The organism is Bacteroides caecicola (assembly GCF_023337095.1).
GTDB classification, from domain to species: Bacteria; Bacteroidota; Bacteroidia; order Bacteroidales; family Bacteroidaceae; genus Phocaeicola; species Phocaeicola gallinarum.
In genome coordinates this window covers 65,747-91,450 of record NZ_JAMBLM010000005.1, presented here as the reverse complement: position 1 = coordinate 91,450, position 25,704 = coordinate 65,747, and the positions used below count along the sequence as shown (strand labels likewise).

Sequence of the window (25,704 nt, the reverse complement as noted above, 5' to 3'; positions counted from 1 at the left end):
TTTCTCTCCTTTTAATTAACCAATAACTTTGATACTTTTCCAATCGCAATAACCTTTTTCAACTGCTTCTGTCAGCGCTGCATCAAGGCCTTTCTTGTTAATAGTACGCAAACCGTTAGCGCTAATCTTCAGACTAATCCAACAGTCTTGCTCTACATAATAAAATTTCTTTGTAAACAAGTTCACATCGAACGTTCTTTTAGTTCTTCTTTTTGAGTGTGAAACATTGTTGCCATTCAAGGCTTTCTTTCCGGTAATTTGACAAATTTTTGACATTTCTATCTAAGTTTTTATAGTTTTATTCATGCTTCTTTCAAACGGAGTGCAAAGTAAGCGATTTTATTTTATATACACAAACTTTTTGCCAACATTTTAGCTTTTACGCCTCATTCTCTTGCTCTTGACACAGTTCTAAGAGTAATTGAAGGGCTTTTTTCGTTGCAGCTTGGATATTTTTCTCACGTCCGTCGTCTTCCGTAAGTTTCGCTGTAATCACTTTCGACTTATTGCCTGCTGCCACCCAGATTGTACCTACGGGCTTGTCGGGAGTACCTCCTGCCGGACCTGCTATACCCGATGTGGCAATGGCATAATCGGTACTCAATGTCTGCATGGCTCCGTAAACCATTTCTGTTACAGTTTCCTCGCTCACAGCGCCATGTGCTTCTAACGTTTCTGTTTTCACATGAAGCAGGTTTTCCTTCACTTCGTTCGCATAAGCGATGATTCCCCCTTTATAAAAGCGGGAACTGCCCGGTATGGCTGTGATAATGGCTGCCACGTTTCCTGCCGTGCAGCTTTCGGCGGTAGCCAGAGTAAAACCTTCTCTCCAGAATATTTCACTAATCTCTTTACTTAATGTTTTGGTTTCTACTGACATAAACTCTTTATTTTAATGTATTACTTTATTGTTACCCGTGAGTATGCGGGCTTATCTATCGAACAAAAATCTTTATCCAAGAACTTATAATAACCGGTAATGGCTATCATGGCGGCATTATCCGTAGTATAACCGAACTTCGGGATATAGATGTTCCAACCATACTTTGCCGCATGTTCGCGGAAGGCATTGCGCAATCCGTTATTCGCCGAAACTCCCCCGGCCACTGCCACTTCGTTGATTCCCGTATCTTTTACCACCTTGCGCAGTTTATCCATCAAGATGTCCACAATGGTTTTTTCCAGCGAGGCAGCAAGGTCTGTCTTATGATGTTCTATGAAATCAGGGTCTTCTTTCAGCCAGTTGCGTAATGAATACAGGAATGATGTTTTCAAGCCACTGAAACTGTAATCATAACCGGCAATGTGAGGTTTGCTGAATGTAAACGCATTCGGATTACCCTGACGGGCAAGTTTATCGATTATCGGACCTCCCGGATACCCCAGTCCCATCACCTTCGAACATTTGTCGATGGCTTCTCCTGCCGCGTCGTCTATCGTCTGACCCAGCACTTCCATCTCGTTATAAGCATTTACACGGATTATTTGGGAATTTCCGCCCGATACCAGCAGGCAGATAAAAGGATATTGGGGATGAGCCGACTCTACATCGGGTTCTTTTATGAAATGAGCCAATACATGGCCTTGCAAGTGATTTACTTCTACCATCGGGATGCCTAACGAACGCGCCAACCCTTTAGCAAAGGAAACGCCGACCAGCAGAGACCCCATCAGCCCCGGACCTCTGGTAAAAGCTACGGCACTCAGTTCTTCTTTCGTCACCCCGGCACGCTTCAAAGCCTCGTGTACCACAGGCACGATATTCTGCTGGTGGGCACGCGAAGCCAATTCGGGCACCACTCCCCCGTATGCCTCATGAACGGCTTGGCTGGCTATGACGCTCGACAGCAATACGCCGTTTTTAATCACGGCAGCCGAGGTGTCGTCGCACGATGACTCTATGCCTAATATAATCGTATCCATTTTCTTCTATTATATATATTAATGTGTTAATATCTTGAGACCATGCTCCGTCATTACGAAAGTATGCTCCCATTGTGCCGACGGAAGTTCGTCTTCGGTCACTACCGTCCAGCCATCTTCTTCATCAATAAAGACTTCCCAAGTACCCATATTTATCATCGGCTCGATGGTAAACACCATTCCCGGAACCAGCAACATACCGGTACCTTTCTTTCCGAAGTGTTCCACATCCGGTTCTTCGTGAAACTCCACACCTACGCCGTGACCGCACAAATCGCGTACCACCGAAAACCCGTTTTTCTTGGCATGTTTCTCAATGGCATGACCGATGTCGCCCACAAAACCGTAAGGGCGGGCGGCTTCCATCCCGATTTCCAAGCACTCTTTCGCCACACGCACCAGCTTCTCCTTTTCCGGAGTAGTCTTGCCGATAACAAACATGCGAGAAGCGTCGGCATAATAACCGTCCAATATCGTGGTACAGTCTACATTTATTATATCGCCTTCTTCCAAAATCTCCTCCTCGCTCGGTATTCCGTGGCAAACCACTTCGTTAATCGAGGTACAGCAACTCTTGGGGAACCCCTCATAACCTAACGTAGCGGGAATCGCCCCGTGGCTTACCGTATAATCGTAAACCAGCTTGTCGATGTCCGCCGTACTCATTCCGGCATGGATTTCTTTTTCAATCAAATCCAAAACTCCGGTATTGATAATCCCGCTCCGGCGGATGCCTTCTATCTGTTCGGGAGTCTTAATCAATTCGCGTGTAGGAACCAGATGCCCCCTATCCTGATAGAAAAGCACCTTCTTATCTAATTCTGTCAATTCCGCACCTTTTGGAACTTTCCAGTTTTTTTTATTCCTCCTCATGACTTTTGTTCACTAATAAAATCACGCAAAGTTAACAGAAAAAACGGAAAACCTCATACATTTCAACAAAAAACTCGCTCCGCCTTTGCGACGTGACGAACGATGGTTCGGATTCGATTTGCCGGGTTTGAAAATTCTACCGCTAAGGCCAAGCATTTCTACCCGTAACGTTACCAAGTCTTACCCATAGAAACAAGCAATTCTTGCGGTAGAATTTCCGAGTCTGAGAGCGTCAAGATAAAGACTTGATTCAAAAGGCTTTGCGATAATAGGTTTTTGCATCTGCTCCGTTTGCCGACTCTGCGAAAAGAATTACTTGCGAATCCAAATGGAATTGACCTTACGGCGAATTGCCCAAACGTTCAGACACGATACGAGTAAGAACAGAATGCCGCCCGCCACGCACGAGGACAGTAGCGAACTTGGGGGCAAATCCGGAAAGATTTTTCCGATAACATCGAGGTACACCGAGCGAATCGCCACAACCGCTGCCATACTCAGAACGAAAACCAGCAGGTTCAGCCCGATGCTCATCGCTTGGTAAGGACGAGCCACGCGCGAAGGACTGTATCCGATGAGCAGGAGGTTTTCTAACTTTACGGTATTCTTCTGTAAAAGCAAATAGATACTGAGCATCAGGATATAGAAAGAAAGAATACTTATCAGCAGACCTACGGATAACACGATGCTTACGATTACTTTTAAGAACCAAGCCGTTTTTCCGGAGTCTAACTTATCGCCTTCGGTTTCATAACCATTGTCTTTAAAGTATTGGGCAATACGCTCATCGGTCGGATTATCGACTTCCACAATCAAACGTGAGGGACGGTTTGTTTCGTTATCCCCATACGTGCGGTTCGCCCACAGCATGAAGTCTTCAGGCACAAGAATGGTATTCAGGCGGTTTGAGAATCCCACGATGCGTCCTTTCATGGCTTTTACCTGCCCGCGTCCGCTTATACGGATGTCGAGCGACATCATCCCCATCACCCCTTCGGATAACTGCGGAAGATTCCGGCTTTGGGCAAATCCGAAGTTATAAAGATTCAAATAATTGCGCGGGATGATAATCGGAATTTCTTCCTGCCCTTCTTTAAACGTCCAATCGTTTAACTTCACATCGACAAAGCGGTTTGGAACAGACTCAAAAAACATAGCCGTAGACAGTTGCATACCTTGTACACCCAGTCCGCCGTACACCTTAAACCGTGCAGGCGTGAAAGTTCCCACGGCTTTCGTGAAGGGTTGTTCTTCCATATCGGCAATGTCCCCCTCCGAGAAGGTGCTGCTCTTCCCCACCACCGAGCCTAACGTACTGACTTTCTTGCTTACCACCAAGTAATCTTTCTTCATGAAACTGTCGCCCTGTGTGAATACAGGCAACACATCACCATAAAACTGTACGCTAAGCAACACGATAACCATTCCGCAGAGATTGGCAAAAAAGAATCCCGCCAACTGTGCCGCACTGATATGCTGTTTCAGTAATTTCCAAACCATAGTTACAAAGAAATAATTCTGTCATAATTTAGCGGGAGGTGTTTGCCGATAGACGTAACCACGATTCCCGCCCCTTGTTTTTTAGTTTCTTCGATAAGAATTTCACTCATAATCCGACTGTTCCCATCGTCAAGGTGGCTGATCGGTTCGTCTAAAAAGATGAAATCAAAAGGCTGGCACAATGCGCGGATAAAGGCTACCCGCTGTTGCTGCCCGAATGACATTTTATCTATCCTTTCATTCCACTTATCGGAAATTCCCAATGCCTCAAACCACTGTCTGATTTGCTTCTTATCGGCATAGCCGGTAAGGGTATTTTTCAACTGGACGTTCTCCCACGCAGTCAGTTCACCAAACAAACGAAGTTCCTGAAAGAGCATACTTATCGAACGTTTGCGGACAGCAACCCACTGGGACACCGAATAGTTGCGTATATTTTCTCCGTCGAAACAAATAATTCCCTGATAATCGCGGCGGTATCCGTAGATAAAGCTGCACAAAGAAGACTTTCCCGTCCCCGAAGCAGCCTCAATCAGGTAAGTCTTTCCGCGCTGTAAGGCTACCTGTTTATGCCAAATATCCGAAACGATGCTGTCTCGTCCGGCAAACACTTCCGGCAATGTTTGTTGTAATTCAATCGTATTCACTCTAATTACGTCTTAAAAACCTACTATTTGCACTAATTGTTGCAATACATTAACCTGCTTGTCTTTCATCACCCATTCGATATGGATGTTCTTTCCATCGGGCGATTCTGCCGTGAGATATCCCAGACCTCCCGTCATTCCGGCAAAATTCACTGCGCCAAAGAAACGTTTTCCGGTCACTCCGCCTCCCCATTCAGTATCACGCAACGACCATCCCAAAGGTTTCTTTCCTACCAGTTGGTCGTTGTTTGTCAGATAAAAGCGATTGTCTTTCACCCCGAACCAGAGAGCCATCGGACCTTTTCCCAAATTCAGCATCGCAGCATCGACAGCCCGAAACTCGTATGCATCTTGACCTTTATTAAGTAACTTTACCTGTCCTCCACTCATTGCAACCAATGGTTTAAGTGCTTCGAATGTTTGAAGGAAATCGCGGTTTACTACATCAGCATACATTATGAAGTCACGACTGCGCAAAGGATTCGGGAAAGCGATTGTTACATCGCCTTTCACCGCATTGAAGATTGCAGCAAAATCAAGCGGAATCATTGATGTTTTGAACTGGCGGCGCATCGTAGGGTTTTCGTTCAGCAGGCTGAAGATTTGCCCGCCATCGATGTTCATTGCCATCCACACTCCCGTATTTGAAGAAAATGTATCCAGATAATGTCCTTTCAAGACTGAGCAAGCCTTTAATTGTTTCTCCAGCAAATCATTCATCACCCCGTCTGTTATTACAGGAATAATGTCTGCCACTGCCTTTCCGTTTTCAAAGCTCAATGTAGCCAACGCCTTCACGTCTTTCAGTTTCAATTCTGCCGAGACTCCCATTGTCAGCGGGGTAACATATTCAGACGGAAGCAACTCCAGCGAAGCAAGCGTAACGATATCGCCTTTTGATTCCATCATCTTTTGATAATCGGGAGTCGACGCAAACCCTTCCCCTTTTTTTTGGCGCAACAGTCTTTCTGCCTGATATTGCAAGTCTTTCGCTTCGCCTTGCCGCAAAGGAGTCATAGCCACCAAAGCTATATCGGAATAAGCGATCAGGGTATTCCCCATCACCGTCCATATACATCCTCCGCTTTCACGCAAAGCACCGCACAGTTGTTGTTCATGGAAAGCCTCCAGCAAATCTGCAACCGCGCTCCGGCTTGACACACGTGCCAACACGCCGGCAGAGGCAGCCTGTTTCCTCACAAAAAAATAGATGTTATCTTCCAATGCGATACCGCTTTCCGAAGGGTTTTGTATGATTTTATCTACCAACTCCTGCGAACTTAAATCACTTCCCAATACGGCTTTCAGTTTCCGGGCTACGCTTTTTTCCTTTTCATCGTTCAATCCCGCCTTCTGAGAAAGCGTTTTCAGGTTGACAGAAGCCACCAATGCCGCATCGTCCGGCAAGGCTAAAACATATTTACTACCGTCGGTACACGATGCAAGCAACAGCATGAAGATTCCTACCCATATCGCAACATTATACCGTCTCATGCTAATTCTGATTAAATAAATTCATGATATGTACCGCCACCAACGCAGCCGTTTCGGTGCGCAGGCGAGATTTCCCTAAACTGATAGCTTGAAAGCCGGCAGCTTCTGCTTTCTGAACTTCTTCCGGACTGAAATCGCCTTCAGGTCCGATTAAAACCACAGCATCTTTTCCGGGGATGAGTACATCTTTCAACAGTGGTTTATCGCCTTCATAACAATGGGCAATAAACTTCTGGCCTTCGAATTTTTGCTGAATAAATTTCCCGAAATCCGTCAATTCATTCACAAGAGGCTTACGTGCTTTCAGCGATTGTTTTACTGCCGAAACCACTATCTTTTCAATGCGTTCGGTCTTGATAACCTTGCGCTCGGAAAAACGGCAGTTCACAAAACTCAGTTCATCAAACCCTATTTCAGTAGCTTTTTCTGCGAACCACTCGATTCTGTCCATATTTTTAGTGGGAGCCATTGCCAAATGAAGATGACCGTTCCACAACGGAGCTTGACCTATGGTTTCGACCACCTTCACTTGACAACGCTTGCCCGTAGCGGCAGTGATTACCGCTTTATAAAAAAATCCTTTACCGTCGGTAAGCATCACCTCATCGCCTACGCCTAAGCGCAAGACCCGCAGGCAGTGTCCTGCCTCTTCTTCCGGCAATTCTCCGTCGACGGTAATATCCGGAGTATAAAATATGTGCATATAGTTTCTTTTCTTTAATCTAACTTACGCACAAAGATAAAGGTTTTCCGCGAAAACTCACTCGTTCATTCCATTCATTTTCTTCACGGCGTTCACCCATTGTTCCAAGACATTCTTTTCTTTATCTCTCATAATGAATGTAAGCGATGAGTGTGTAGCGTCGTCAGCACTCACCGTAACATAGTCGATATACTCAGACAACATCTTAATAACCGCTCCTTCAACGCCGCGGGTCTGACTTGCCAACAGTCCTCCCCATGAGCGGAAATCAATCATCATGAAAAATAACTTGCCGTCTGCTTCTCTTGCCCACGGAGCTTTCTTCAAGGAATTTTCAGCTGAAACTTCTTTCTGATTGGTCAAATAAAACACTCCATCTTCTACTCCATAACTGATTTTCTGCAAATCCAGTATCGGTTTCCATTGTGACAAATCCTGTAAGAAATCATCATTGTTGACTTCTGCATAAAGTCCGATGGATGGAATCGAAGCATCCGAACCTATACCCAAAGCAACCTGACCGTCGATAGCGCTCACCATTTTTTCTACATCGATAGGCAATGAACCGCTTTTCAGTTTTGTGCCCAACACATTATTATTCAACAAATAAGTATACAACTCTTTTCCGTTCAGGTTGATACCCATCCACAACATTGCATCGTTCGGATACTTTTCCATGAATGTATCATCCACTTTTCCGGCATATATTTTCATTTGCTCTTTTACCATCGACTCAACAGTCTTATCGGTGTAGAAATTCTCTGCATCCATTATCATTTTCCCCTGCTCAAAACGAACGGCAACTGCCGACTTGATATTTTTTAAGTCGATTTGTTCGGGCAAACTCATTTTTACCATTGACAAGTATTGCTGCGGTAATATATCCGTTGAGGCGATAAGGGCAATATCTCCTCCTATTTCGACAAGTTTTTTAAAAGATTCGGTTTCAGCATACGTATTCTCCAACGCATTCAGCCACTCATCCGCTTTGCTTTCCAACGTTTCTACCTCTCCCGAAACTTGAGACAGAAGCACCAACAAGGTCGTTTCATTATAAGCAATCAACGACTGTTCTTCAACCGTGGTATAAGAAAAACCGGCTCCATCCTTAAAGGGCTTGCAAGCATTTTGGCTCACCAGTACATTCATAGCCTCTTCCAACTTGCTCTTGTCCGATACAGCCACAACAATTCCTGTAATATTACCTCCGGGCATTGCGAAAACATATAAATTTTCTCGCCAGTCGATACCGCTTTCAGACGGATTGGCCATGATTTTGTTGATCAGATCAACATCATTGCCAGCCATTTCATTTTTGATTGCTTTCCCGATTTCGTCTTGCAACTGCTTGGTGTCGGCTTCTGAGAGTGCGCACTTTTCAATCATCTGCCGCATATTGAAAGAAGCGACTAACGACGCATCAGCAGGAATTACGTTTACATACTGTTTCTTTTCTGTTGAGCAGGCTACTGCCAATAACGTCACGACCAATAATAAGGTCCAATTTCTAAGTTGTGTTTTCATAAAATATAGAATTTAAAGGTGCAAAATCATTCCGTCTGTTCGTCGTCCGTATCGGTCTCTTCCCTACGCTTGATTTCATCGCGCAACTGCGAAGCCGTTTCATAATCTTCGCGGCTAACCGCTTCCTCCAATGCCGTTTTCAGCATCTTCATATCAACAGAGTTCACCGTCAAGCCAAACGTTTGGTCTGACATCAAATCGCGCAACTTTTCACGTTCCAGAATATCTTCATACACATAAATCGGAAACATCTTGCGCAACGACAAAGATATGACATCAGTGGTACGGGCATCTATTTTAAATTCAGTATTGTCTGAGCGCGTAATATAAAGGTACGAATAGTACACACCATCTTTTACCTCATAAATCAAGGCTTTACGGATAAACATACCTTCTTCGTGTAAAATATCTAAAATCAAATCATGCGTAAACGGACGAGGCATACGGTAAGGCATCTGTACAACCCGAATCGCTTGAGCTTCCCAAGTTCCGATAATTAAAGCCAACCTACGGTGTGCACCCCCGATTTCTTCCAAAACAACAGCATAAGCGTCCGATGGCTTCAATACTGTTGACATATCCAAATACTTTAATTCTACTTCTTTCATTTTACTTGCTCTCCTTTTGAAGAAACTTTATTGATATGTTCATATTTATCTTTAAATACAAAAGCAAAAACCACAGCTACCACTAACGCATAAGCAGCAAATACAAACCACGCACTGCTCCAGCCTTCAACCTGAGGCAGAGAGCTGTCGAAATCGACAAAATAATTTACTACGGCTTGAGCACTCAACGTACCGACGGTAGCGCCTATACCGTTTGTCATGATAATGAACAACCCTTGCGCACTTGAGCGGATAGACAAGTCGGTCTCTTTCTCGACAAACAAAGAGCCTGAAATATTGAAGAAATCGAAAGCCACTCCATAAACCAGCATCGAAAGAATGAACATCCAGACTCCATTACCCGGATCGCCCAGTCCGAACAATCCGAAACGTAATACCCATGCCCCCATCGCTATAAGCATCACTTTCTTGATACCAAAACGACTTAAAAAGAAAGGTATCAACAAAATACAGCAAGTCTCACTAATCTGTGAAATAGAAATCAGCAAGTTGGCATGTTGTACACCAAAGGTATCGGCATATTCGGGCAGTGCATTAAAACTGGTTATGAAAGGATTGGCAAATCCGTTGGTTATCTGGAGAGACACCCCCAGCAACATGGAGAAAACGAAGAATATCGCCATTCTTTTATTTTTAAACAGCAGAAAAGCACGCAGGCCTAATGCCTCGACCAGCGATTTCTTTTCGCCGGCTTCCCGATTTACCGGGCAATCGGGCAAAGTATTAGCATAAGCTGCTAAAACTACTCCCCACGCGGCACATGTAAAGAACTGCATGTAATTATCTTGAAAACCAAGCAAATCTACCAGCCACATCGAACAAATAAATCCGATGGTTCCAAAAGTACGAATCGGAGGAAAAGATTTGATAGTATCAAGTCCGGCCTTATCAAGCGCAGTATATGCCACCGAGTTGGACAGAGCCAATGTAGGCATGTAAAAAGCCACGCTCATGGAATAAAATGCAAACAATACGGTAAGCGAAACATCATTGCCCGCCGTCAGTCCGTAATACCCCGCACCCGCCATAAACAACGCTGCCAATAAATGACTGACTCCTAACAAACGCTGAGCCGGTATCCAGCGGTCGGCAATAATGCCTAATATAGCCGGCATAAACAAAGATACAATTCCCTGCATCGCATAGAAAAGCCCAATATAATTACCCAACCCTACCCGGGCAAGATAAGTTCCCATCGAAGTCAAATAAGCTCCCCACACTGCAAATTGCAGAAAATTCATTACAATCAAACGTACTTTTATATTCATATAGCTAATACTTTTTCATTACAAGCAAGCGCACAAAACGCGCATTAAAATCTACAAAAACAAACACGCATTGTCCTTATTCCATCGGAATAATTGGTTATCAAAATCCGTATTTTTTTAATCCGACAGTTTCTAACAAACAAATATACGCAATTTTTTGAATAATGTTTCCTTATAGTATAATTTGTTTCAATAACAGAGAAGCTATTTAACGTGAGTTAGACATAATTCAAGACATAGAAAGTTGACTTTATTGACGAAACAGACGCTTCTATTGCTGAATCTTTACACGATTACCATCATCTAAACCAATCGTTATTACTTTGTTTTGGAATACAAATAGCATACATATAACAACAAAGAACCAAAGGAACGTCCTTGCCAATCAGGATGTCCTCAAAACACAGCGTGAAACCGTCAGAATCACATTGAATCTCATTTTAATGTTTCTACCTGATATACAAGGGAATTTTTCCTGCTGTTATATCAAAAAAAACACTACCGTTAGCGTTGGTCATTTCTAACGGTAGTGTTGCCCGGTTCTACCCATAGTGTCCATCGGTTCTATGGGTAGCGTTTTTCAGGCTCTGAATCATATCCGACGGGGTATGCCTTTACGCACTTTTTTTAAAGAGAAGATGGGGAGATAGAAAAAGATTCCGACGACTGACATTACCAGCCCGCCGATTGTCCCTGCAGCAAGCGGGAACCAGAAGCCTTCTTTCTCCTCTCCTATCATGAAGGGAATGAAGCCCAGCACAGTGGACACTACTGTCAGGAATATCGGAATTATCTTTACATTCCATGCTTTGGTGTAGGCACGGCGTTCGTCCAGCAGCGGGTATCGTCTGCGGATGGCGTTGTACTCGTTCAGGATGTAGATGCTGGCGTTTACCGTGATGCCGCACAGCAATATGAATGCGGCAAAACCGCCCTGATCGAAATTCAGCCCAAACAGGTAGAAGGTTAGGAACACGCCGATGTACGAAATCGGGATGACGAATATGATTGCCAGAGGCTGCTTCAGCGAGTTGAACAGGATAGCCGATATGAAAAAGATGATGGCTATCACTATCAGCAGCAACAAGTATTGCCCGGAGTTATTTTCACCCCAGTTCCAATAGTAGTCCTGTATCTCCACCGTATACCCCATCGGCAGACGCGCCTTGAGAATCTCCACATCTTTCTTCAGCAATTTTCTGCCTTGTTCCGTGGAACCGATGTACTCGTATTGCAGGCAAAGCACATACTGCTGGTTTTCTTTCGCCACCTTCTTGGGTGCCTGCTCCTTAGCCACGACTGCGAAATCGGACAGTTTATAGGATTTCCCGTTAATTACGAAGGGCACTTCCATCAGGCTCCACACGTCGTAATCCGTACTCTGGCGCGAAGAAAGCCGGAGGTACTCCAAACGGTTTTCGTAAACGATAGTCCCCACTGCCTGCCCGTGCATGAAAACGGGCTGAAGCACGGCGAACAGCTCTTCCGCCGTGAGATTCTCCTTTGCCATACGTTCCTTGTCGAACTGCAGGAAAAACTCGCTGTAATCATCTTTCCAGTAAGAAAATTCGGAGTTGACCGTCACCTCTTTGATACGGCGGTGGGCAAGCAGGAGCTTCTTCATCTCGTCCGCCCAATGATTCAGTTCGTCGTAATTGTAGCCATACATCTTTACCCGGAAACTGCCGGCAGACTCGCGGACGTCGTTGCTGAATCCCTGATCCTGCAACCCGTACACGCTCCAGCTTCCGCCGCCCAGCGTCAGTGCCTTGCTTATGATATTCGATTTCAATACGTAGGGGAAACCGCTGTGCTGGTGCTCCTTCTTGAAAAAGATCTGGATGGAAGCATGACGGGCATCGTATATGGATGTTTGGAACTGTCTGATCTCCTTAAACTCACTCAGAAAAGTCTCCATCCTTTTTACCAGCGTGTTCATCTGCTCCAGCGTGCTTCCGTTGGGCAACGTGGCGTTTACCGACAGCACCACTTCACTCTCGTCGCGCCCGAAATAGCTGCCGTTATATACTTTCTCCACGAACAGGCGCAGGGTTCCGCCCAATGCCTTGTCGACTACCGGCTTCACGTCCTCGCGGTAAGTGGCATTGTCGAACACCTTGTTATACAGTTCCGCCCATCGGCCTTTCGCTTCCGCCTGCTCAATCTTTTCGGGAAGCATTAATCTGACCGATTACGATAAATCTCCCATAGGGCTTTCCGTATTCTCCGTCAATGGATGGCAAGTCATAGGAGAAGGTGTCCGAAAGAACAGAACTATGGCACATTTCAATAATATTGAACCCGCTATAATATATATGCCGGTAAAATTAGGCAGCGAAATACAACCCGCAGGCTATCCTTTTATGCTTACCCCAAACGGTCAGGTTGAAGAATTTGTTCCGGACACGGCTAACTGTGAAGAAGTGGTACTCAGCCGGAAAATGGCTTTGATACCGAGAGTTGCTGCGTGGGGATATTCACAGATAGGGGCACGGATAGAAGGCGATAACAACATAAAGTTTTCTAATCCCAAACTTATGGCAGAAATAAAAGACACCATAGACTATACGTTCCAAGTATGGGAAAGCAATTACACAGATCCTGTGCGATACATAAGATATGTACCTCCCACAGGCATATTGCAAGTTGCAGAAATCAAACTATATGAAGACACTTCGCTTGAAAAAGAAATACGCATGAAACCCGTCACGCTTCTCCCTTATATTGAACATGTTACAGATGGAGACATATTATCTTTCTTATACCTGACTTCGGAAGGCATCATAGAACCTTTGGTGTTTGCTCTTGAAAGACCGCAATCGATAAGAAGTATTTATTACGTCACGAGAACCGACGACAACTATGTATGGGAAGGAGATGTATATGAGTTGTTATATCAAGACGGACCTGACGGATGGAAATCATTAGGGACAAAAGCCGCTACATCCAAGCATATAACATTCAATGCGCCAAAAAATGCTTTACTGTGGTTGCGGGATAAGACCAAAGGAAGAGAAGAGCAGGTTTTCATCTATAAACATAACAGACAATGGTTCAACTCTGATTTCAAATAGTAACCTATCAAAGCCTGCTTAAACGCTGTACAAATCCATAAAAATGTATACAATTTTTATCTTAAAAACAAGCAACTCCTCCTGATAAGCAAGCTGAAAAATCGTCATCTTAGAACCGTTTAAATTTTCCGATAAAGTAAAACAGGCTCTCAACGTATCAAAAAATTCTATAGGTAGCGTTAAGGGGTTTATCGAATAGAAGTATGGAACGCAAGCGGTAGCGCTGAATGACGCAAGCGGTAGCGTTTTGCCACCGAAAAACATAAAAAAAGCCAACCGACTCCTGACGAATCGGTTGGCTGAGCGATGTGATGTATTTCTATAAATGATTATTTCAAAAGTTCGCCCAATTTGGCATCCAATTCTTCTCCACGCAAATTGCGGGCTACGATTTTGCCTTGTCCGTCTACCAGCACCGTTGCCGGGATTGAACGGACGCCGTACAAGCCTGCACCTGCACTCTTCCATCCCTTCAAGTCAGACATCTGCGGCCATGTAATGTTCAAATCCTTAATTGCTTTCTTCCAGCTTTCAAGATTGCTGTCTAACGAAACACCTACGATTTCAAGTCCTTTTGCCTTGTACTTGGCATAAGCGGCTACCACATTGGGCATCTCCATGCGGCAAGGACCGCACCAGCTTGCCCAAAAATCAATCAAGGTATATTTGTTCTTGGCAACGTAGTCAGAAAGTTTAATTTCTTTACCATCGGGAGTAGGCATGGCGAAATCGATGTAATTCTGCCCTACGGATGTTTTTACCACCGTTTCCACGTATTCTTTCAAGGCTGCAAGGTCTTTATCGGCTGCATATCCGGCAGGAACTTGAGCCAACAGCGGCTGAACCTTCACGGCATCGAAAGCATAACCGAACGAAGCCAACAGATGAACGCCAACGGGGTTGGTTACGTTATCGGATATCGTAGTAAACATCTTATCCATGTTTTCGGTATCCATCTTGTCGAGCACTTGGCTCATCGAGTCGCGCTGTGCCTTAGTCAGCGTAGAGTCCATCTTCATCATTTGCTCCCAGATGGTATTCATTTCCTGTCTTGAAGCCATGTAATCGTCCATAATCTTCTGGAAAAGGTCGTTATACGAAGTACCCGATACGCGGCTTGCTTCCGGATTCAGCGCCACATTGATCGTTCCGTTTTCAGAAAAGAAAGTAGCAACCATGCGGCTATTATCCGTGGCATAAGTCACATAACGTACTTTAATCAATGAATCGGGTGTACAAGTAAATTCGAATGTTCCGTTTTTCACTTCCACCGAGTCTGCCGGAACGAGGTTTCCGTCTACGAAGTCTTGCAGGTAAACATATTCTCCATCGGCAACTCCTTCTGCTGTTCCTTTGACAGTATACCCCGTCTGATTCTGACAAGCAGCCAGCGACATTAATCCCGCTACTGCCATTAACACTGTTTTTTTCATTGCTTTTATCTATTAAAAATTACATTTAGCGAATATTTCATTTCGCGAACAAATATAACGCTTTCAGATGAAACAAAAAAAAGATTACAGAAAGTTTAGAAACTGTTTTGAATTTCTCCAAAAAGTTTTTCTCGTCTTGATGCATTCGTTTTCGTGTGTGCTTTGAGCGATTTTTTAGTCCTTTCCGCTTCTGTTCTTCGTCAGATAGCCCGCTATCTTCCTCATCACAGAAGCGAAAATGCCTCAAAAACTCATCCCAAATCATCGCACGATAAATTCAAAACAGTTTCTTAGAGCCTATTAAATTTTGCTCTTACTTTCTTTCCGGCGATTCAATCAGGGGAAGAAGCGAACAAACGAGGTAGGCGGTGCGGAACACGCCGTCGGGAACTCCGACGCAGGCGAGAAGGTGCGTATAATCTAATGCAGAAAAGAACAGGGTGACAAAAAACAACGTGACGAAAAAGGTGGGGCGGCGGACAAAAAGGCAGGACATGCCGCGAACGATGTCTTTGTCCGAGCGATAATAATCGGCTACGCAGGCATAGACTATCGCCATCAGCGACATGCCTAAAGAGATGACACACCATATCCCTTTCGCCAGCGGAGAATCTTCTAACGTACCGATGACATTGCGCACGATTCCCCACGGCCCCCACGCCAGCACTCCGCAGGCGGCAGCGTAGATACCTCCCACCACCAGCGCCATCCATAGTCCGCGCCGCTCTTTACGGAAAAGACTGTGCTTGCCCGAACAGACTCTCCACAGCGACTGCCCCAAGCCGGAATCTGCCCAAAGTCCGGCCCCGAAGAAAAGAATCAATGCCGGAAGCAGTACGGGCGAGTGCAGATAGTTGTCGGCAAGGCTGCGGAGCGCCCACCGGAGCCCTTCCGGACTCAGCAGATTCTGAACGCCCTGCCAGTCGTAAATGCTTCCAATCCACGATACGAAAAGCACAGCCAGCGTAAGCAGCATATAGCATGAGGCAAGTCGGATAAAACCTTTAGTCTTCATCGGGTTCCAGATTATCTATATCCAAAATGCGGAGTTCGAAAGCCCGCGTTACAAGACGGCAGGCATTTACACCGGTACGCTCATCGGGACGGAACAGACGGTTTACCAAGTCGTTCTGCCGTTTCTCAATCGACTTCACTCCGAAAGGCATTGCCTTCAGATTGGTTATCATTTCTTTCGTATACCCCAAAGCCAAATGACGCAGCAAGCGTTCATCGTATTCGTCGATGTCGTACTCGATGATGGCTTCCTGTCGACGCTGTTCTGTCTCCACCGCTTGCTTGAAACGCTCTACTATCTTCTCCAATATCGGATAATTGAAGACCAGTTTCTTGCCGTCCATTACCGCCTGCACATCGGTTGCCGTCAGCAGCTCACCGGTTTTCAGTATGATTCCGTCGGCACCTGCATTCAGTGCATCTACCCACAGCTTTTCGTTCAGAATCTCCCCGGTAAATATCAGCACTTTCAGTTCCGGGCGTTCGCGGTGCAAACGGGCACAAATGTCTACGCCGATGGTAGTGGAACCTCCCAGACCTAAGTCAAGCAACACCAAATCGGGCGTACAGGTTTGGAGCAACGTCCAAAAGTCGGCTTCGGTCATAGCCGTACCTATCACTTCGGCATTGGGTATCTCATGGCGAAAAATCTCCTCCGTTCCTTTCAGCTCTAACTTAACGTCTTCTACTATGATTACTTTAAACTTCTTTTCCATATCTATAAACATCTGATTAAATTCGTTTCTGACTGAGCGGGACTGTGAACCATACGGTAAAGCCCTCCCCTGTTGCCAGCGAAGCATTGATGCGGCATCCGCGACGTCCGGCATAATCGTCATGCTCGCGGATAATTTGTTTGCATACCAAGTATTCCGTCCCTACAAGTGTACCACTGCTACCCGCCGGACACATACGCGATTTATCGGGATAAAACAAAGCGTTCAGGGTTTCTTGCGTATAGACACGTCGGCAGTCTGTAAAATCAAAACGGGCAAATCCGTTCTCGTTCCGTACCGAAAGTTTCAGTTTGCCCGGATGAGCATATCGCACTGCCTCCTCAAGCAAATTGGCAAGAAGGAAGCGTAATAAGACTTCGTCTCCAATTACCGTCAGCGATTCACAGTCGACTTCCATTTGTATCTCTACCTGCTGTTTCCGTATCAGTTTCTTCAGATACTTCCCGGCATACTCCGCCAAGCCCTGCACCTTTACTTCCGAACGGCGGAAAGTTACATCATCTAACTGGCGTGCCGCACAAGCGGTAAGCAGTGTGAATACATCTTTATAATAGCCAACCAATTCTGCCATCGCTTCAAGCTGGGTATCTGTTTCCGCTTCCGGAAGTCCGTCGTCCATCCGCTCCAATATCTGCTTGATGCGATTCGGATAATACATTGTTTCGTGTTTGATGGTAGACAAACAGTTGTCAAGCACCATATTCTGAACATGGAGTTGGTTTTCTTCGAATCGGGAGCGCCGCGCATCGTCTTCCGCCAACTCAATGTCGCTGTACTTACGCCGCACCTGAATAATGGTATGATATAACACAACACTCAGATAACCCGTTACCAGCTCTACCGCCAAACGGTCTTCTTCACGGGTAAACGGACGGAAAAGGTTCAGAGCCAGTACGCCGATGCTTCGTTTTTCATCTCCCGACTCTATCCACAACGGCAGGCAACTCCATCCGATATTCTCCGTCCATTGCGGAATTTGTTTGTCGAAACATTGCTGAACAGAATCGGCAGGCTCACTTTGGTTTTCTTTTTCCGGGAAACAATAAGTATAGCGCAGGGAGTGAGATTCATCGTCATACGCTGCCAAGACCATATTATCGATAGGAACCAACTCTTTCAGTTCGCCGAATATACCGGTCAACTGTTCAGGACGTATAGCCAACTCACCTTTCTCACTCCAAGCTGCCGAAGCGGAAAATATGGCTCGGTTTATGGCGAATACCTGCTCCATATTATAGCGGTAATACAGTCGCCTGCGCACGTAAAGTACATAATACGCCGAAAGACACGCCAACACCGAAAGAATAAACACTACTAAAGCAATCCATTTATTATTTGCCGATTGCTGCATCTGGAGGCAATATTCTTCCAACGAGGTGTCTTTGCTTAATTTCTTATATAGTACAGTATAGGCATTGTTATTATAACGATAAACACGAAAATCTTTTACTGCCAGTGCTGCAACAGCGGCTTCGTTTCTTACATCGAGCAGTATGTAGTAATCGGTAACAAAACCTTGAGCCAGCCATGTTTGTTCTGCCGGTTCACTTTTACTGTATAAGCTGAGCATGGGAGTGCGACTGCCTGAGTAATGAGCGTGATGCGTATTCATATAATGGAATACACTGTCTGCCAGCATCAATGCCTCCTGATAACGCCCATTTACATTGCAGTCGTAAACTAAATTAGCGTAATTATTGGCTTTTACCAGCAAGCTGTCGTACTCCATTACAGGGGCAGCCGCAGTCTTGTCTCCCGCCTGACCGGAACAGGCTGTACCCATCCACGAGAACAGAAACAGCAGTCCCACGCCTATGCTTTTGCGGATTCCTTTAGGCAAGCGGAAATAAAAGCGGCTGCCTTTTCCCAATTTGCTTTCGATACTGAACAAACAAACATTGAAAATCGGATTCGTTTTACGATATTTCTCAATAATTCCTTTACAGTTCATCAACCCGAATCCGTGCCCTTTCTGTTTGCGCAGACCGGAAGCATCTGTAGCCGTGGATAGACCTATTGACGATGAATCGTAAACCTTACTGTCTAATATCAGGGAAATGTCATCAGCAGACAGCCCCGGCCCGTTATCGGTTACTGATATCTCGACATAAGTATCGGTTTCTTCGGCTTTTACTTCGATGCATCCACCTTCGGGCGTATATTTCCGGGCGTTCTCTGCCAACGTATTTATCATGAACAAGGTCAGCGACTTGTCTGCTTTCACCACGGCTTGTGTAGGCACAACCGTCAGTTGCTGGTGCTTCTGTTCAAAAGTACGTCGGCCCTTTGCTATTACCGAAAAGAGTTCATCCAAACCGAAGTTCTCTACGCTCAAGCTCAGTTCGCCCTGTCTCATTTTGATCCAGCAAGCCAAGATGTCGTTATATTCATTGATTTTGGTTATCAGTTCGCTGATGTAATCCAACTTTCCCCGGCGAACGTCTTTTGCCTGTGCATAAGCAAACGACTGCAATTTGTGTATTTCGTTTACCGTACGGTCGATGTAGGGCAATATCCCCGTAACAATGGAAAGACATGCTTTCTTTACTTCGTTCTGACACTTATATTCCGCCAGTCGCTGCTCGTGAGCATAAAGTTCTTTTTCCAATCGTTTCCGTTCGTCGCTCAGCAATACGAAATTCATTCCGTTTTCGAGCGTCCATGCCAGATAGGGAAGCAACAGGCGGATATATGCTTCTTCTTCCTTTCGCAACTTCTTGGAACGGAACAGGAAAAGTTTTCCCACCGGCTTTTGCTTGCCGGGAGATACCAATTCAAAAGTCAACTTGTTTTTCGTTTCGGACACATCTTCTTCCGCTGATTCTTCGCTGTCTAACACCACATGCAGGCCGGTAGCACCAAACATTTGCAACAAATCATCTTTTACCGCCCTGAGCACGGCATCCTTCACCTCATCCCTGTCTGCCGCATCAGCAGGAACTCCCCCGGTTATTTTCCGGCAAAGCGTCAAAAGGTGTTTCAGTTTCTGAAGATAAAGGGTATTCCGTTTTTTTCTGTAAATGCTCAGTCCGATAAACAATGCGGTCAGAACGATAAGGCTTAGCACCACGAGCATCAGCATGGCATTCAGCAAACGAGACTCGTGCTTCAGCGTCTGATAGCGGCTCTCCAGCTCTTTGTCTTGGCGCGTATAGTCCAGAATATCCAGATATACATTCCGGTTGTAATCCGATTCCTGCTTGCAGTCCATCGCCGCGTAAGTACGGCTCAACTGTTCGCGCAGGCGGGCTATCCACTCCGGAACGGTTTTGATTCCTTCATCGTTTATCCACGCAAGCTCTACCGATGCGGGCGCATTAGGCACAAACGTGCGCAGGCGGTCGAGTGTATCTTCGCAATGGTAATATTTTTCATGGTGGAGGTTTACGTAATCCAATGCTTTTTTCAAATTCGCCAAGGCCTTTTCAGGCTTTCCGGCATGGTTATAATAAGTGGCAATCGTACGATAAGTACCTGAAATCTGATACCAGTCGCCGTAACGTTTGAACAACTGCAAGGCGTTTCGTGCGTATCGCAGCGGAAGGCTGTCAAGCTCTATGTTATCGGGGTTGATCAGCCGCAGCAGTCCGGAACGTTTTTCTTCCACCAATTTTCGGTTGCTTCTGAAATTCAGCAACTCGGCTATTGCCTGCATAGCATTGGCTTCGAAATAAACATAACCGCCTACGTGACCCGCTTGCAGACAGTCGAGCAGATAGCCCAGCTCGCCCAACACAATTTTTTCCGGCGAATCGGCCTCGTACATTCCCCCCGAACCGCGCATATACAGATAGTAAAGCCATTGGGAAGTATCGCCCCACAATATCTCTTCGGGGATGGCATTAATGGCTTCCAGCGCCTCTTTGTCTTGCTGCAAATAATAATAGTAGATGCCCGATACGATATAAAACTCCGATATTCCGTAATTCAACCGCTTCTGTAACCACTCATCGGTAATCGAGGAGCGGTCTTCGTCAATGCGTTTCATGCGGTGAAGAGCACGGTTGCGATAGTCGTAGAACTCTTTGTTCATTGATGTCCGCTGACAAATTTTCATCATGCCCACATCGGCTATCAGGTGTTCGATTTCGTTTCTTCCCGTGCGGGCAGCTTCGCGGTACAGGCGTGCAGAGTGTTCAAAGTCCATTTGCATGAAAGCACAGAAAGCCAGATTGTTCAACGCCTCCGCCCGTCCGTCGGAATAATCGGCAGACAAGCGGAATGCCTGTTTTGCCGCCTGCAACGAGGCATCCAGATTTTTATAGCGTACCTCGTATGCCTGACGGTTCAGCGAGTCGGTTTCCGCAGCAAGACGATTTGCCTCCCCCCTGCCTCCACACGCCGGAAGCAGTGCGCCGCACACCACCGCCGCACACAGCAAGTTCCAAACATACTTAGCCACTATCATATAAGTCCTAATATATATAAAGAAAGAGAGATTGTATCGGAATCAGAAACTCTGACGAGATACAACCTCCCTCCATTCAGTGTTGGTATGACTTTATTTTTTTGATTCTTCCAAAGATACTTTTCTAAATTCTTTCAACACTTTTTCCAATTCCAAAGATGCTTTACGCGCACGGGTTCCCGCTGCTTTATTTCCTTTTCCAGCCTGTAACTCTGCGTCTGCAACCAATGCCTCAGTCATTTCTTTGATTTTTGCAATTAATTCGTTCATAGTTTCTTAAATATTTAATTAAACATATCCAAAGTAAATACAATTCGCTCAATGTAAAGCATCGGCAGCTTCTTTTTTTACATCTTTTAATACAACTACCTGTCTTTTGTTGCAAAATCTACATGCAAAAGCAAAATACGCCGTGTTTCCGTAGTTACACGATAGCGATTATCCGTCCGTTCGTTTACTAACCATACGATTTCTCCGCCACTGCAAACCACGTATTGTTCTTCTTTGCGGAATACGGAAAACTTCTTATCGAGCATGTAATCGCGCACTTTTTTAAAACCTTTCATCCCATAAGGAACAAACCGGTCTCCCGACTGCCATTTACGGAGCGTCAGCGGCAGGGTTACCTTGTCGGCATCCAAACAGGCATAAAGCGGGTTGCGCAGAAAGGCCGGTGCCGACTCGGCAGCAATCACTTCTTGATGTAATACGGGAGATTGTTCGTCCCACTCGCCGCATTGTTTCCATATCAGTTCGCTACGGTCGCACAACAACACTTTGTCACCGGCATAAAACAACTTGCCCGACTGCCCTTTCAAACATGCCCCATAAATATCTTTCAGTTGCGAGGCGTTAAATCCCAACGAATAAAACAATTCGTACAACACAGCTTGGGGAGATGTCTCCCGCAACAGAGCCGATATGCTGACACGACGTTCGCCCACTTTCACCCGAACACAAGCCTCTGCCATTGCCGCATGATAAACATCCGCCACGTCCGACAGCCTACGTGCTGTTTCGGCTATGGCTTCTTTCACCGAAGGATTAATACTTTCAAGCATGGGCAATAGGTTCAGCCGCAATTTATTCCGGGTAAACTCATCTTCCAGATTCGTACTGTCGGTTACGTACGGCTGATTCAGAGAAGACAAATATGTCAATATTTCTTCCCTGCTCACACTTAATAGCGGGCGGACTATCACTCCGTTTTTAGGACGAATACCGCGCAAGCCGTCAATCCCTGTTCCGCGTGTAAGATTCAGTAAAAAAGTTTCCACGCTATCGTCTCGATGATGAGCCACAGCCACCACACTTGCTCCGATATCCCGGCGCACTTGCTCGAACCACCCGTAACGCAATTCGCGTGCTGCCATCTCGATGGAAATGCCTTTCGAAAAAGCATAACCAGCCGTATCAAAATGGGTTACATGGAGCGGTACACTTAACTGCTCCGTCAGTTTACGCACGAAATTTTCATCGCGCACCGACTCTTCGCCGCGCAGATGGAAATTGCAATGGGCTGCCTCGCACACGTATCCGGCATGAATCAAAACTCTGAGCAGCGCCACCGAGTCGGCACCTCCGCTCAAAGCCACCAATATCCGTTCGTTTTTACCGAACAGTTGTTTCTCTTCAATATAACGTATCACTTTTTTACCAAACATATCCGGACTTTTATCTGATTATCCGAACAAAGTTACACTATTTTCGGATAGGCGGCAACTGATGGCTGAAAAAGTGCTTAAAACGCTACCCATAGAACCGATGAACACTATGGGAAGAACCGGGCAACACTACCGTTAGAAATGACCAACACTAACGGTAGCGTTTTCGGGGGCATGACGGCACCTGATTCCTGCCTATGCTTGAGTGAGCAAACGGGGCATTTTATAGTACCCGGCACATACAGAAACATCCCAACATATTATTTAAAAACAATCTAAATTATTTGCATAACAACAAGCAATCGTCTATATTTGCAAGCAAAATAAAAACAGAACTATGAGATTGTCAGAATTACAGACGGGAGAAAGAGGAATTATCATCAAAGTCTTAGGACATGGAGGCTTCCGTCGGCGCATCATCGAAATGGGGTTCATAAAAGGGCAGGCAGTAGAAGTATTGCAAAACGCTCCGCTGAAAGACCCCATAAAATACAAGGTCATGGGGTACGAGATATCCTTACGCCGACAAGAGGCATCCATGATTGAGGTTGTAGGCGAAGAAGAAGCACGAAACACAAACAATGAAGCTATCGATTATCACCGCCCCATATCCGAATCCATCCCCGTAACGGAGGAGGAAATGAAAAAAATAGCGCAAGGCAAACGGCGTACCATCAACGTTGCGCTGGTAGGAAACCCGAATTGCGGAAAAACATCGCTGTTTAACGTGGCTTCCGGTTCGCACGAGCATGTGGGCAATTACAGTGGGGTAACAGTCGACGCAAAAGCAGGACATTTCGAATTTCAGGGATACAGTTTCCGACTTATAGACCTGCCGGGCACGTACTCACTCTCGGCTTACAGTCCTGAAGAGCTTTACGTACGCAAACACATCATCGAAGAAACACCCGACGTTATCATCAACGTGGTAGACGCCGGCAACTTGGAAAGAAACCTTTACCTGACAACGCAACTCATCGACATGAATGTGCGCATGGTAGTGGCGCTGAACATGTACGACGCGCTGCAACGCAGCGGAAACACCTTAGACATCAAACACCTCAGCCGGTTACTGGGCGTACCGATGGTTCCTACCATCAGCCGCACCGGAGAAGGCATCGACAATCTGTTCCACGTAATCATCGGACTGTACGAAGGGGCAGACTTCATGGAGCAGAAACAGGAAATACAGAATGAGGTATTGCGGGAGTTTCGCGAATGGCACGACTCGTACGTTCCCGACCATAAATTCGAAGGGGATGATTTTGAGACGAAAGGTTATATCCGGCATATCCATATCAACCACGGGCCGGAACTTGAGCGAAGCATCGACGCTGTGAAAAACGAAATCTGCCGGAACGAAAACATCCGGTACAAATACTCTACCCGCTTTTTGGCAATCAAGCTGTTGGAAAACGATAAAGACATCGAGCAACGGGTTATTTCGCAACTGCCCAATGCCCAAACCATCATCCAAACACGCGACAAGGAAGCCCGACGATTATATAATGTACTTAATGAGGACAGCGAACAAGCCATCACCAATGCCAAATACGGCTTTATAACAGGTGCGTTGAAAGAAACTTATACCGATGTCCACCAGAATAAAGAAATGTTTACTCACATCGTCGATAACATCGTGACACACCGCATCTGGGGCTATCCTATATTCTTCATCTTCCTTTACATCATGTTCGAAGCGACATTTGTACTGGGTGAATACCCCATGCAGGGAATCGAATGGATTGTTGAAAAAATCGGGGTACTGGTCGAAACTTTCATGCCCGACGGCTCACTGAAAGACCTGATAATCGACGGAATCATCGGCGGAGTAGGCGGCGTTATCGTATTTCTGCCCAATATCTTGCTGCTCTATCTCTTTATATCGTTTATGGAAGATTCCGGATACATGGCGCGTGCCGCTTTTATCATGGACAAAATCATGCACAAAATGGGGCTGCACGGCAAATCATTTATCCCGCTGATTATGGGGTTCGGATGCAACGTGCCTGCCATCATGGCATCGCGCATCATAGAAAGCCGTAAATCGCGCTTGGTAACGATGCTGGTAAATCCGCTCATCTCTTGCAGCGCCCGCCTGCCCATTTATTTAGTCATGATTGGAGCGTTCTTCCCCAACAACGCCAGTCTGGTACTGCTTACCATCTATGCCGTGGGCATCCTGCTGGCAGTGCTCATGGCGCGTATCTTTGCCAAATTTATTGTAAAGGGAGACGATACGCCTTTTGTAATGGAACTTCCCCCCTACCGTATGCCTACCTGCAAATCGGTGTTGCGCCATACGTGGGAAAAAGGACAACAATATCTGAAAAAGATGGGAGGCATCATCATGATAGCTTCTATCATCATCTGGTTCTTGGGATATTACCCGAACCATACCGAATACCAAACCGTGGCCGAACAGCAAGAGAATTCTTACATCGGACAAATAGGTAAAGCCATCGAACCGGCTATCGAACCTCTTGGATTCGACTGGAAGATGGGAATAGGCATCCTGTCGGGGGTAGGCGCCAAAGAGCTTGTGGTAAGTACGCTGGGCGTTCTGTATACAAACGACGGCGATGTAGACAGCGTGAACTTGGCAGACCGCATTCCAATTACGCCACTCGTAGCCTTCGGTTACATGCTGTTTGTTTTGATTTACTTCCCCTGCATAGCCACCCTTGCTGCCATCAAACAAGAATCGGGCAGCTGGAAATGGGCTTTATTTGCCGCCGGTTATACCACCACTTTGGCATGGATAGTAGCTTTCCTTGTCTACCAAATAGGAAGTTTGTTTTAATAAATAGATA

Annotated in this window: 19 protein-coding genes and 1 pseudogene; 2 read left to right on the top strand and 18 right to left on the bottom strand. The window is 45.7% G+C overall.

The genetic code is table 11. From position 1 onward, the window contains the following. Positions 1–15: 15 nt before the first annotated feature. From rpmB to M3085_RS06365, 12 genes and pseudogenes are all read right to left on the bottom strand, one after another. On the bottom strand, positions 16–276 hold the full coding sequence (rpmB, locus tag M3085_RS06420; RefSeq protein ID WP_191709497.1) for a 50S ribosomal protein L28: 261 nt from the start codon (positions 274–276) through the stop codon (positions 16–18). Positions 277–379: 103 nt separating this feature from the next. Beyond that, positions 380–880, bottom strand: a complete 501-nt coding sequence (locus M3085_RS06415) for a CinA family protein (protein WP_191709498.1) — start codon at positions 878–880, stop codon at positions 380–382. Between the two features lie 20 nt (positions 881–900). Continuing rightward, a complete protein-coding gene (gene tsaD / locus M3085_RS06410) occupies positions 901–1,923 on the bottom strand; it encodes a tRNA (adenosine(37)-N6)-threonylcarbamoyltransferase complex transferase subunit TsaD (protein WP_191709499.1) in 1,023 nt (340 codons plus the stop codon). Between the two features lie 18 nt (positions 1,924–1,941). Next, positions 1,942–2,796 (bottom strand): type I methionyl aminopeptidase, encoded by an 855-nt coding sequence (gene map / locus M3085_RS06405; protein ID WP_191709500.1) that lies wholly within the window; start codon positions 2,794–2,796, stop codon positions 1,942–1,944. 312 nt (positions 2,797–3,108) lie between these two features. After that, entirely contained in the window at positions 3,109–4,296 is a 1,188-nt protein-coding gene (locus tag M3085_RS06400) for an ABC transporter permease (RefSeq protein WP_191709501.1), read from the bottom strand. A gap of 2 nt (positions 4,297–4,298) precedes the next feature. After that, a complete protein-coding gene (locus M3085_RS06395; RefSeq protein ID WP_204499983.1) occupies positions 4,299–4,943 on the bottom strand; it encodes an ATP-binding cassette domain-containing protein in 645 nt (214 codons plus the stop codon). Between the two features lie 12 nt (positions 4,944–4,955). After that, positions 4,956–6,437, bottom strand: coding sequence for a DUF4836 family protein (locus M3085_RS06390; RefSeq protein WP_249052555.1), 1,482 nt, complete (start codon positions 6,435–6,437; stop codon positions 4,956–4,958). 1 nt (position 6,438) lies between these two features. Next, positions 6,439–7,140, bottom strand: coding sequence for a 16S rRNA (uracil(1498)-N(3))-methyltransferase (locus M3085_RS06385; RefSeq protein ID WP_249052554.1), 702 nt, complete (start codon positions 7,138–7,140; stop codon positions 6,439–6,441). Between the two features lie 57 nt (positions 7,141–7,197). Beyond that, positions 7,198–8,664: a DUF4836 family protein gene (locus tag M3085_RS06380; protein ID WP_249052553.1), complete on the bottom strand. Its 1,467-nt coding sequence runs from the start codon at positions 8,662–8,664 to the stop codon at positions 7,198–7,200. 26 nt (positions 8,665–8,690) lie between these two features. Further along, on the bottom strand, positions 8,691–9,272 hold the full coding sequence (locus tag M3085_RS06375) for a bifunctional nuclease family protein (protein WP_191709506.1): 582 nt from the start codon (positions 9,270–9,272) through the stop codon (positions 8,691–8,693). After that, complete coding sequence (locus tag M3085_RS06370) at positions 9,269–10,561, bottom strand: MFS transporter (RefSeq protein ID WP_249052552.1); 1,293 nt, start codon at positions 10,559–10,561, stop codon at positions 9,269–9,271. The genes M3085_RS06375 and M3085_RS06370 overlap by 4 nt, the downstream gene beginning before the upstream one ends. A 592-nt stretch (positions 10,562–11,153) precedes the next feature. Continuing rightward, positions 11,154–12,740: pseudogene (locus M3085_RS06365) on the bottom strand (efflux RND transporter permease subunit); the annotation flags it as partial. Positions 12,741–12,876: 136 nt separating this feature from the next. Between M3085_RS06365 and M3085_RS06360 the strand changes: the two are divergent. Then, the gene (locus M3085_RS06360; RefSeq protein WP_249052551.1) at positions 12,877–13,635 is read left to right on the top strand and encodes a hypothetical protein; all 759 of its coding nucleotides are present in this window, start codon (positions 12,877–12,879) and stop codon (positions 13,633–13,635) included. A 329-nt stretch (positions 13,636–13,964) separates the two neighbouring features. Here the strand turns inward: M3085_RS06360 and M3085_RS06355 are convergent, their stop codons facing one another. The 6 genes from M3085_RS06355 to tilS form a co-directional block, all read right to left on the bottom strand. Further along, positions 13,965–15,068 (bottom strand): TlpA disulfide reductase family protein, encoded by a 1,104-nt coding sequence (locus M3085_RS06355; RefSeq protein ID WP_191709510.1) that lies wholly within the window; start codon positions 15,066–15,068, stop codon positions 13,965–13,967. Positions 15,069–15,381: 313 nt separating this feature from the next. Next, positions 15,382–16,083 carry an AbgT family transporter gene (locus tag M3085_RS06350; RefSeq protein WP_249052550.1) on the bottom strand — a complete coding sequence of 234 codons (702 nt, stop codon included), beginning with the start codon at positions 16,081–16,083 and terminating at the stop codon, positions 15,382–15,384. Then, on the bottom strand, positions 16,073–16,798 hold the full coding sequence (locus M3085_RS06345) for a DUF5932 domain-containing protein (protein WP_178256574.1): 726 nt from the start codon (positions 16,796–16,798) through the stop codon (positions 16,073–16,075). Before M3085_RS06345 ends, M3085_RS06350 begins: the two co-directional genes overlap by 11 nt. A 16-nt stretch (positions 16,799–16,814) precedes the next feature. Next, positions 16,815–21,227, bottom strand: a complete 4,413-nt coding sequence (locus M3085_RS06340) for a DUF5113 domain-containing protein (protein WP_249052549.1) — start codon at positions 21,225–21,227, stop codon at positions 16,815–16,817. A gap of 93 nt (positions 21,228–21,320) precedes the next feature. Beyond that, positions 21,321–21,497: a histone H1 gene (locus M3085_RS06335; RefSeq protein WP_178256576.1), complete on the bottom strand. Its 177-nt coding sequence runs from the start codon at positions 21,495–21,497 to the stop codon at positions 21,321–21,323. Between the two features lie 95 nt (positions 21,498–21,592). Further along, the gene (gene tilS, locus M3085_RS06330; RefSeq protein ID WP_249052548.1) at positions 21,593–22,891 is read right to left on the bottom strand and encodes a tRNA lysidine(34) synthetase TilS; all 1,299 of its coding nucleotides are present in this window, start codon (positions 22,889–22,891) and stop codon (positions 21,593–21,595) included. Positions 22,892–23,228: 337 nt separating this feature from the next. Here tilS and feoB point away from each other — a divergent pair, with 337 nt between their 5' ends. Next, entirely contained in the window at positions 23,229–25,694 is a 2,466-nt protein-coding gene (feoB, locus tag M3085_RS06325; RefSeq protein ID WP_249052547.1) for a ferrous iron transport protein B, read from the top strand. The last annotated feature ends 10 nt before the right edge of the window (positions 25,695–25,704 follow it).

What these genes read in the sequence shown, in the direction of transcription:
- M3085_RS06415 (WP_191709498.1), bottom strand. Translation starts at nt 880, where the DNA reads ATGTCAGTAGAAACCAAAACATTAAGTAAAGAGATTAGTGAAATATTC.
- M3085_RS06335 (WP_178256576.1), bottom strand. Translation starts at nt 21,497, where the DNA reads ATGAACGAATTAATTGCAAAAATCAAAGAAATGACTGAGGCATTGGTT.
- M3085_RS06380 (WP_249052553.1), bottom strand. Translation starts at nt 8,664, where the DNA reads ATGAAAACACAACTTAGAAATTGGACCTTATTATTGGTCGTGACGTTA.
- map (WP_191709500.1), bottom strand. Translation starts at nt 2,796, where the DNA reads ATGAGGAGGAATAAAAAAAACTGGAAAGTTCCAAAAGGTGCGGAATTG.
- M3085_RS06400 (WP_191709501.1), bottom strand. Translation starts at nt 4,296, where the DNA reads ATGGTTTGGAAATTACTGAAACAGCATATCAGTGCGGCACAGTTGGCG.
- rpmB (WP_191709497.1), bottom strand. Translation starts at nt 276, where the DNA reads ATGTCAAAAATTTGTCAAATTACCGGAAAGAAAGCCTTGAATGGCAAC.
- M3085_RS06350 (WP_249052550.1), bottom strand. Translation starts at nt 16,083, where the DNA reads ATGAAGACTAAAGGTTTTATCCGACTTGCCTCATGCTATATGCTGCTT.
- M3085_RS06345 (WP_178256574.1), bottom strand. Translation starts at nt 16,798, where the DNA reads ATGGAAAAGAAGTTTAAAGTAATCATAGTAGAAGACGTTAAGTTAGAG.
- M3085_RS06385 (WP_249052554.1), bottom strand. Translation starts at nt 7,140, where the DNA reads ATGCACATATTTTATACTCCGGATATTACCGTCGACGGAGAATTGCCG.
- feoB (WP_249052547.1), top strand. Translation starts at nt 23,229, where the DNA reads ATGAGATTGTCAGAATTACAGACGGGAGAAAGAGGAATTATCATCAAA.
- M3085_RS06340 (WP_249052549.1), bottom strand. Translation starts at nt 21,227, where the DNA reads ATGATAGTGGCTAAGTATGTTTGGAACTTGCTGTGTGCGGCGGTGGTG.
- M3085_RS06355 (WP_191709510.1), bottom strand. Translation starts at nt 15,068, where the DNA reads ATGAAAAAAACAGTGTTAATGGCAGTAGCGGGATTAATGTCGCTGGCT.
- M3085_RS06390 (WP_249052555.1), bottom strand. Translation starts at nt 6,437, where the DNA reads ATGAGACGGTATAATGTTGCGATATGGGTAGGAATCTTCATGCTGTTG.
- M3085_RS06370 (WP_249052552.1), bottom strand. Translation starts at nt 10,561, where the DNA reads ATGAATATAAAAGTACGTTTGATTGTAATGAATTTTCTGCAATTTGCA.
- M3085_RS06375 (WP_191709506.1), bottom strand. Translation starts at nt 9,272, where the DNA reads ATGAAAGAAGTAGAATTAAAGTATTTGGATATGTCAACAGTATTGAAG.
- M3085_RS06360 (WP_249052551.1), top strand. Translation starts at nt 12,877, where the DNA reads ATGCCGGTAAAATTAGGCAGCGAAATACAACCCGCAGGCTATCCTTTT.
- tsaD (WP_191709499.1), bottom strand. Translation starts at nt 1,923, where the DNA reads ATGGATACGATTATATTAGGCATAGAGTCATCGTGCGACGACACCTCG.
- tilS (WP_249052548.1), bottom strand. Translation starts at nt 22,891, where the DNA reads ATGTTTGGTAAAAAAGTGATACGTTATATTGAAGAGAAACAACTGTTC.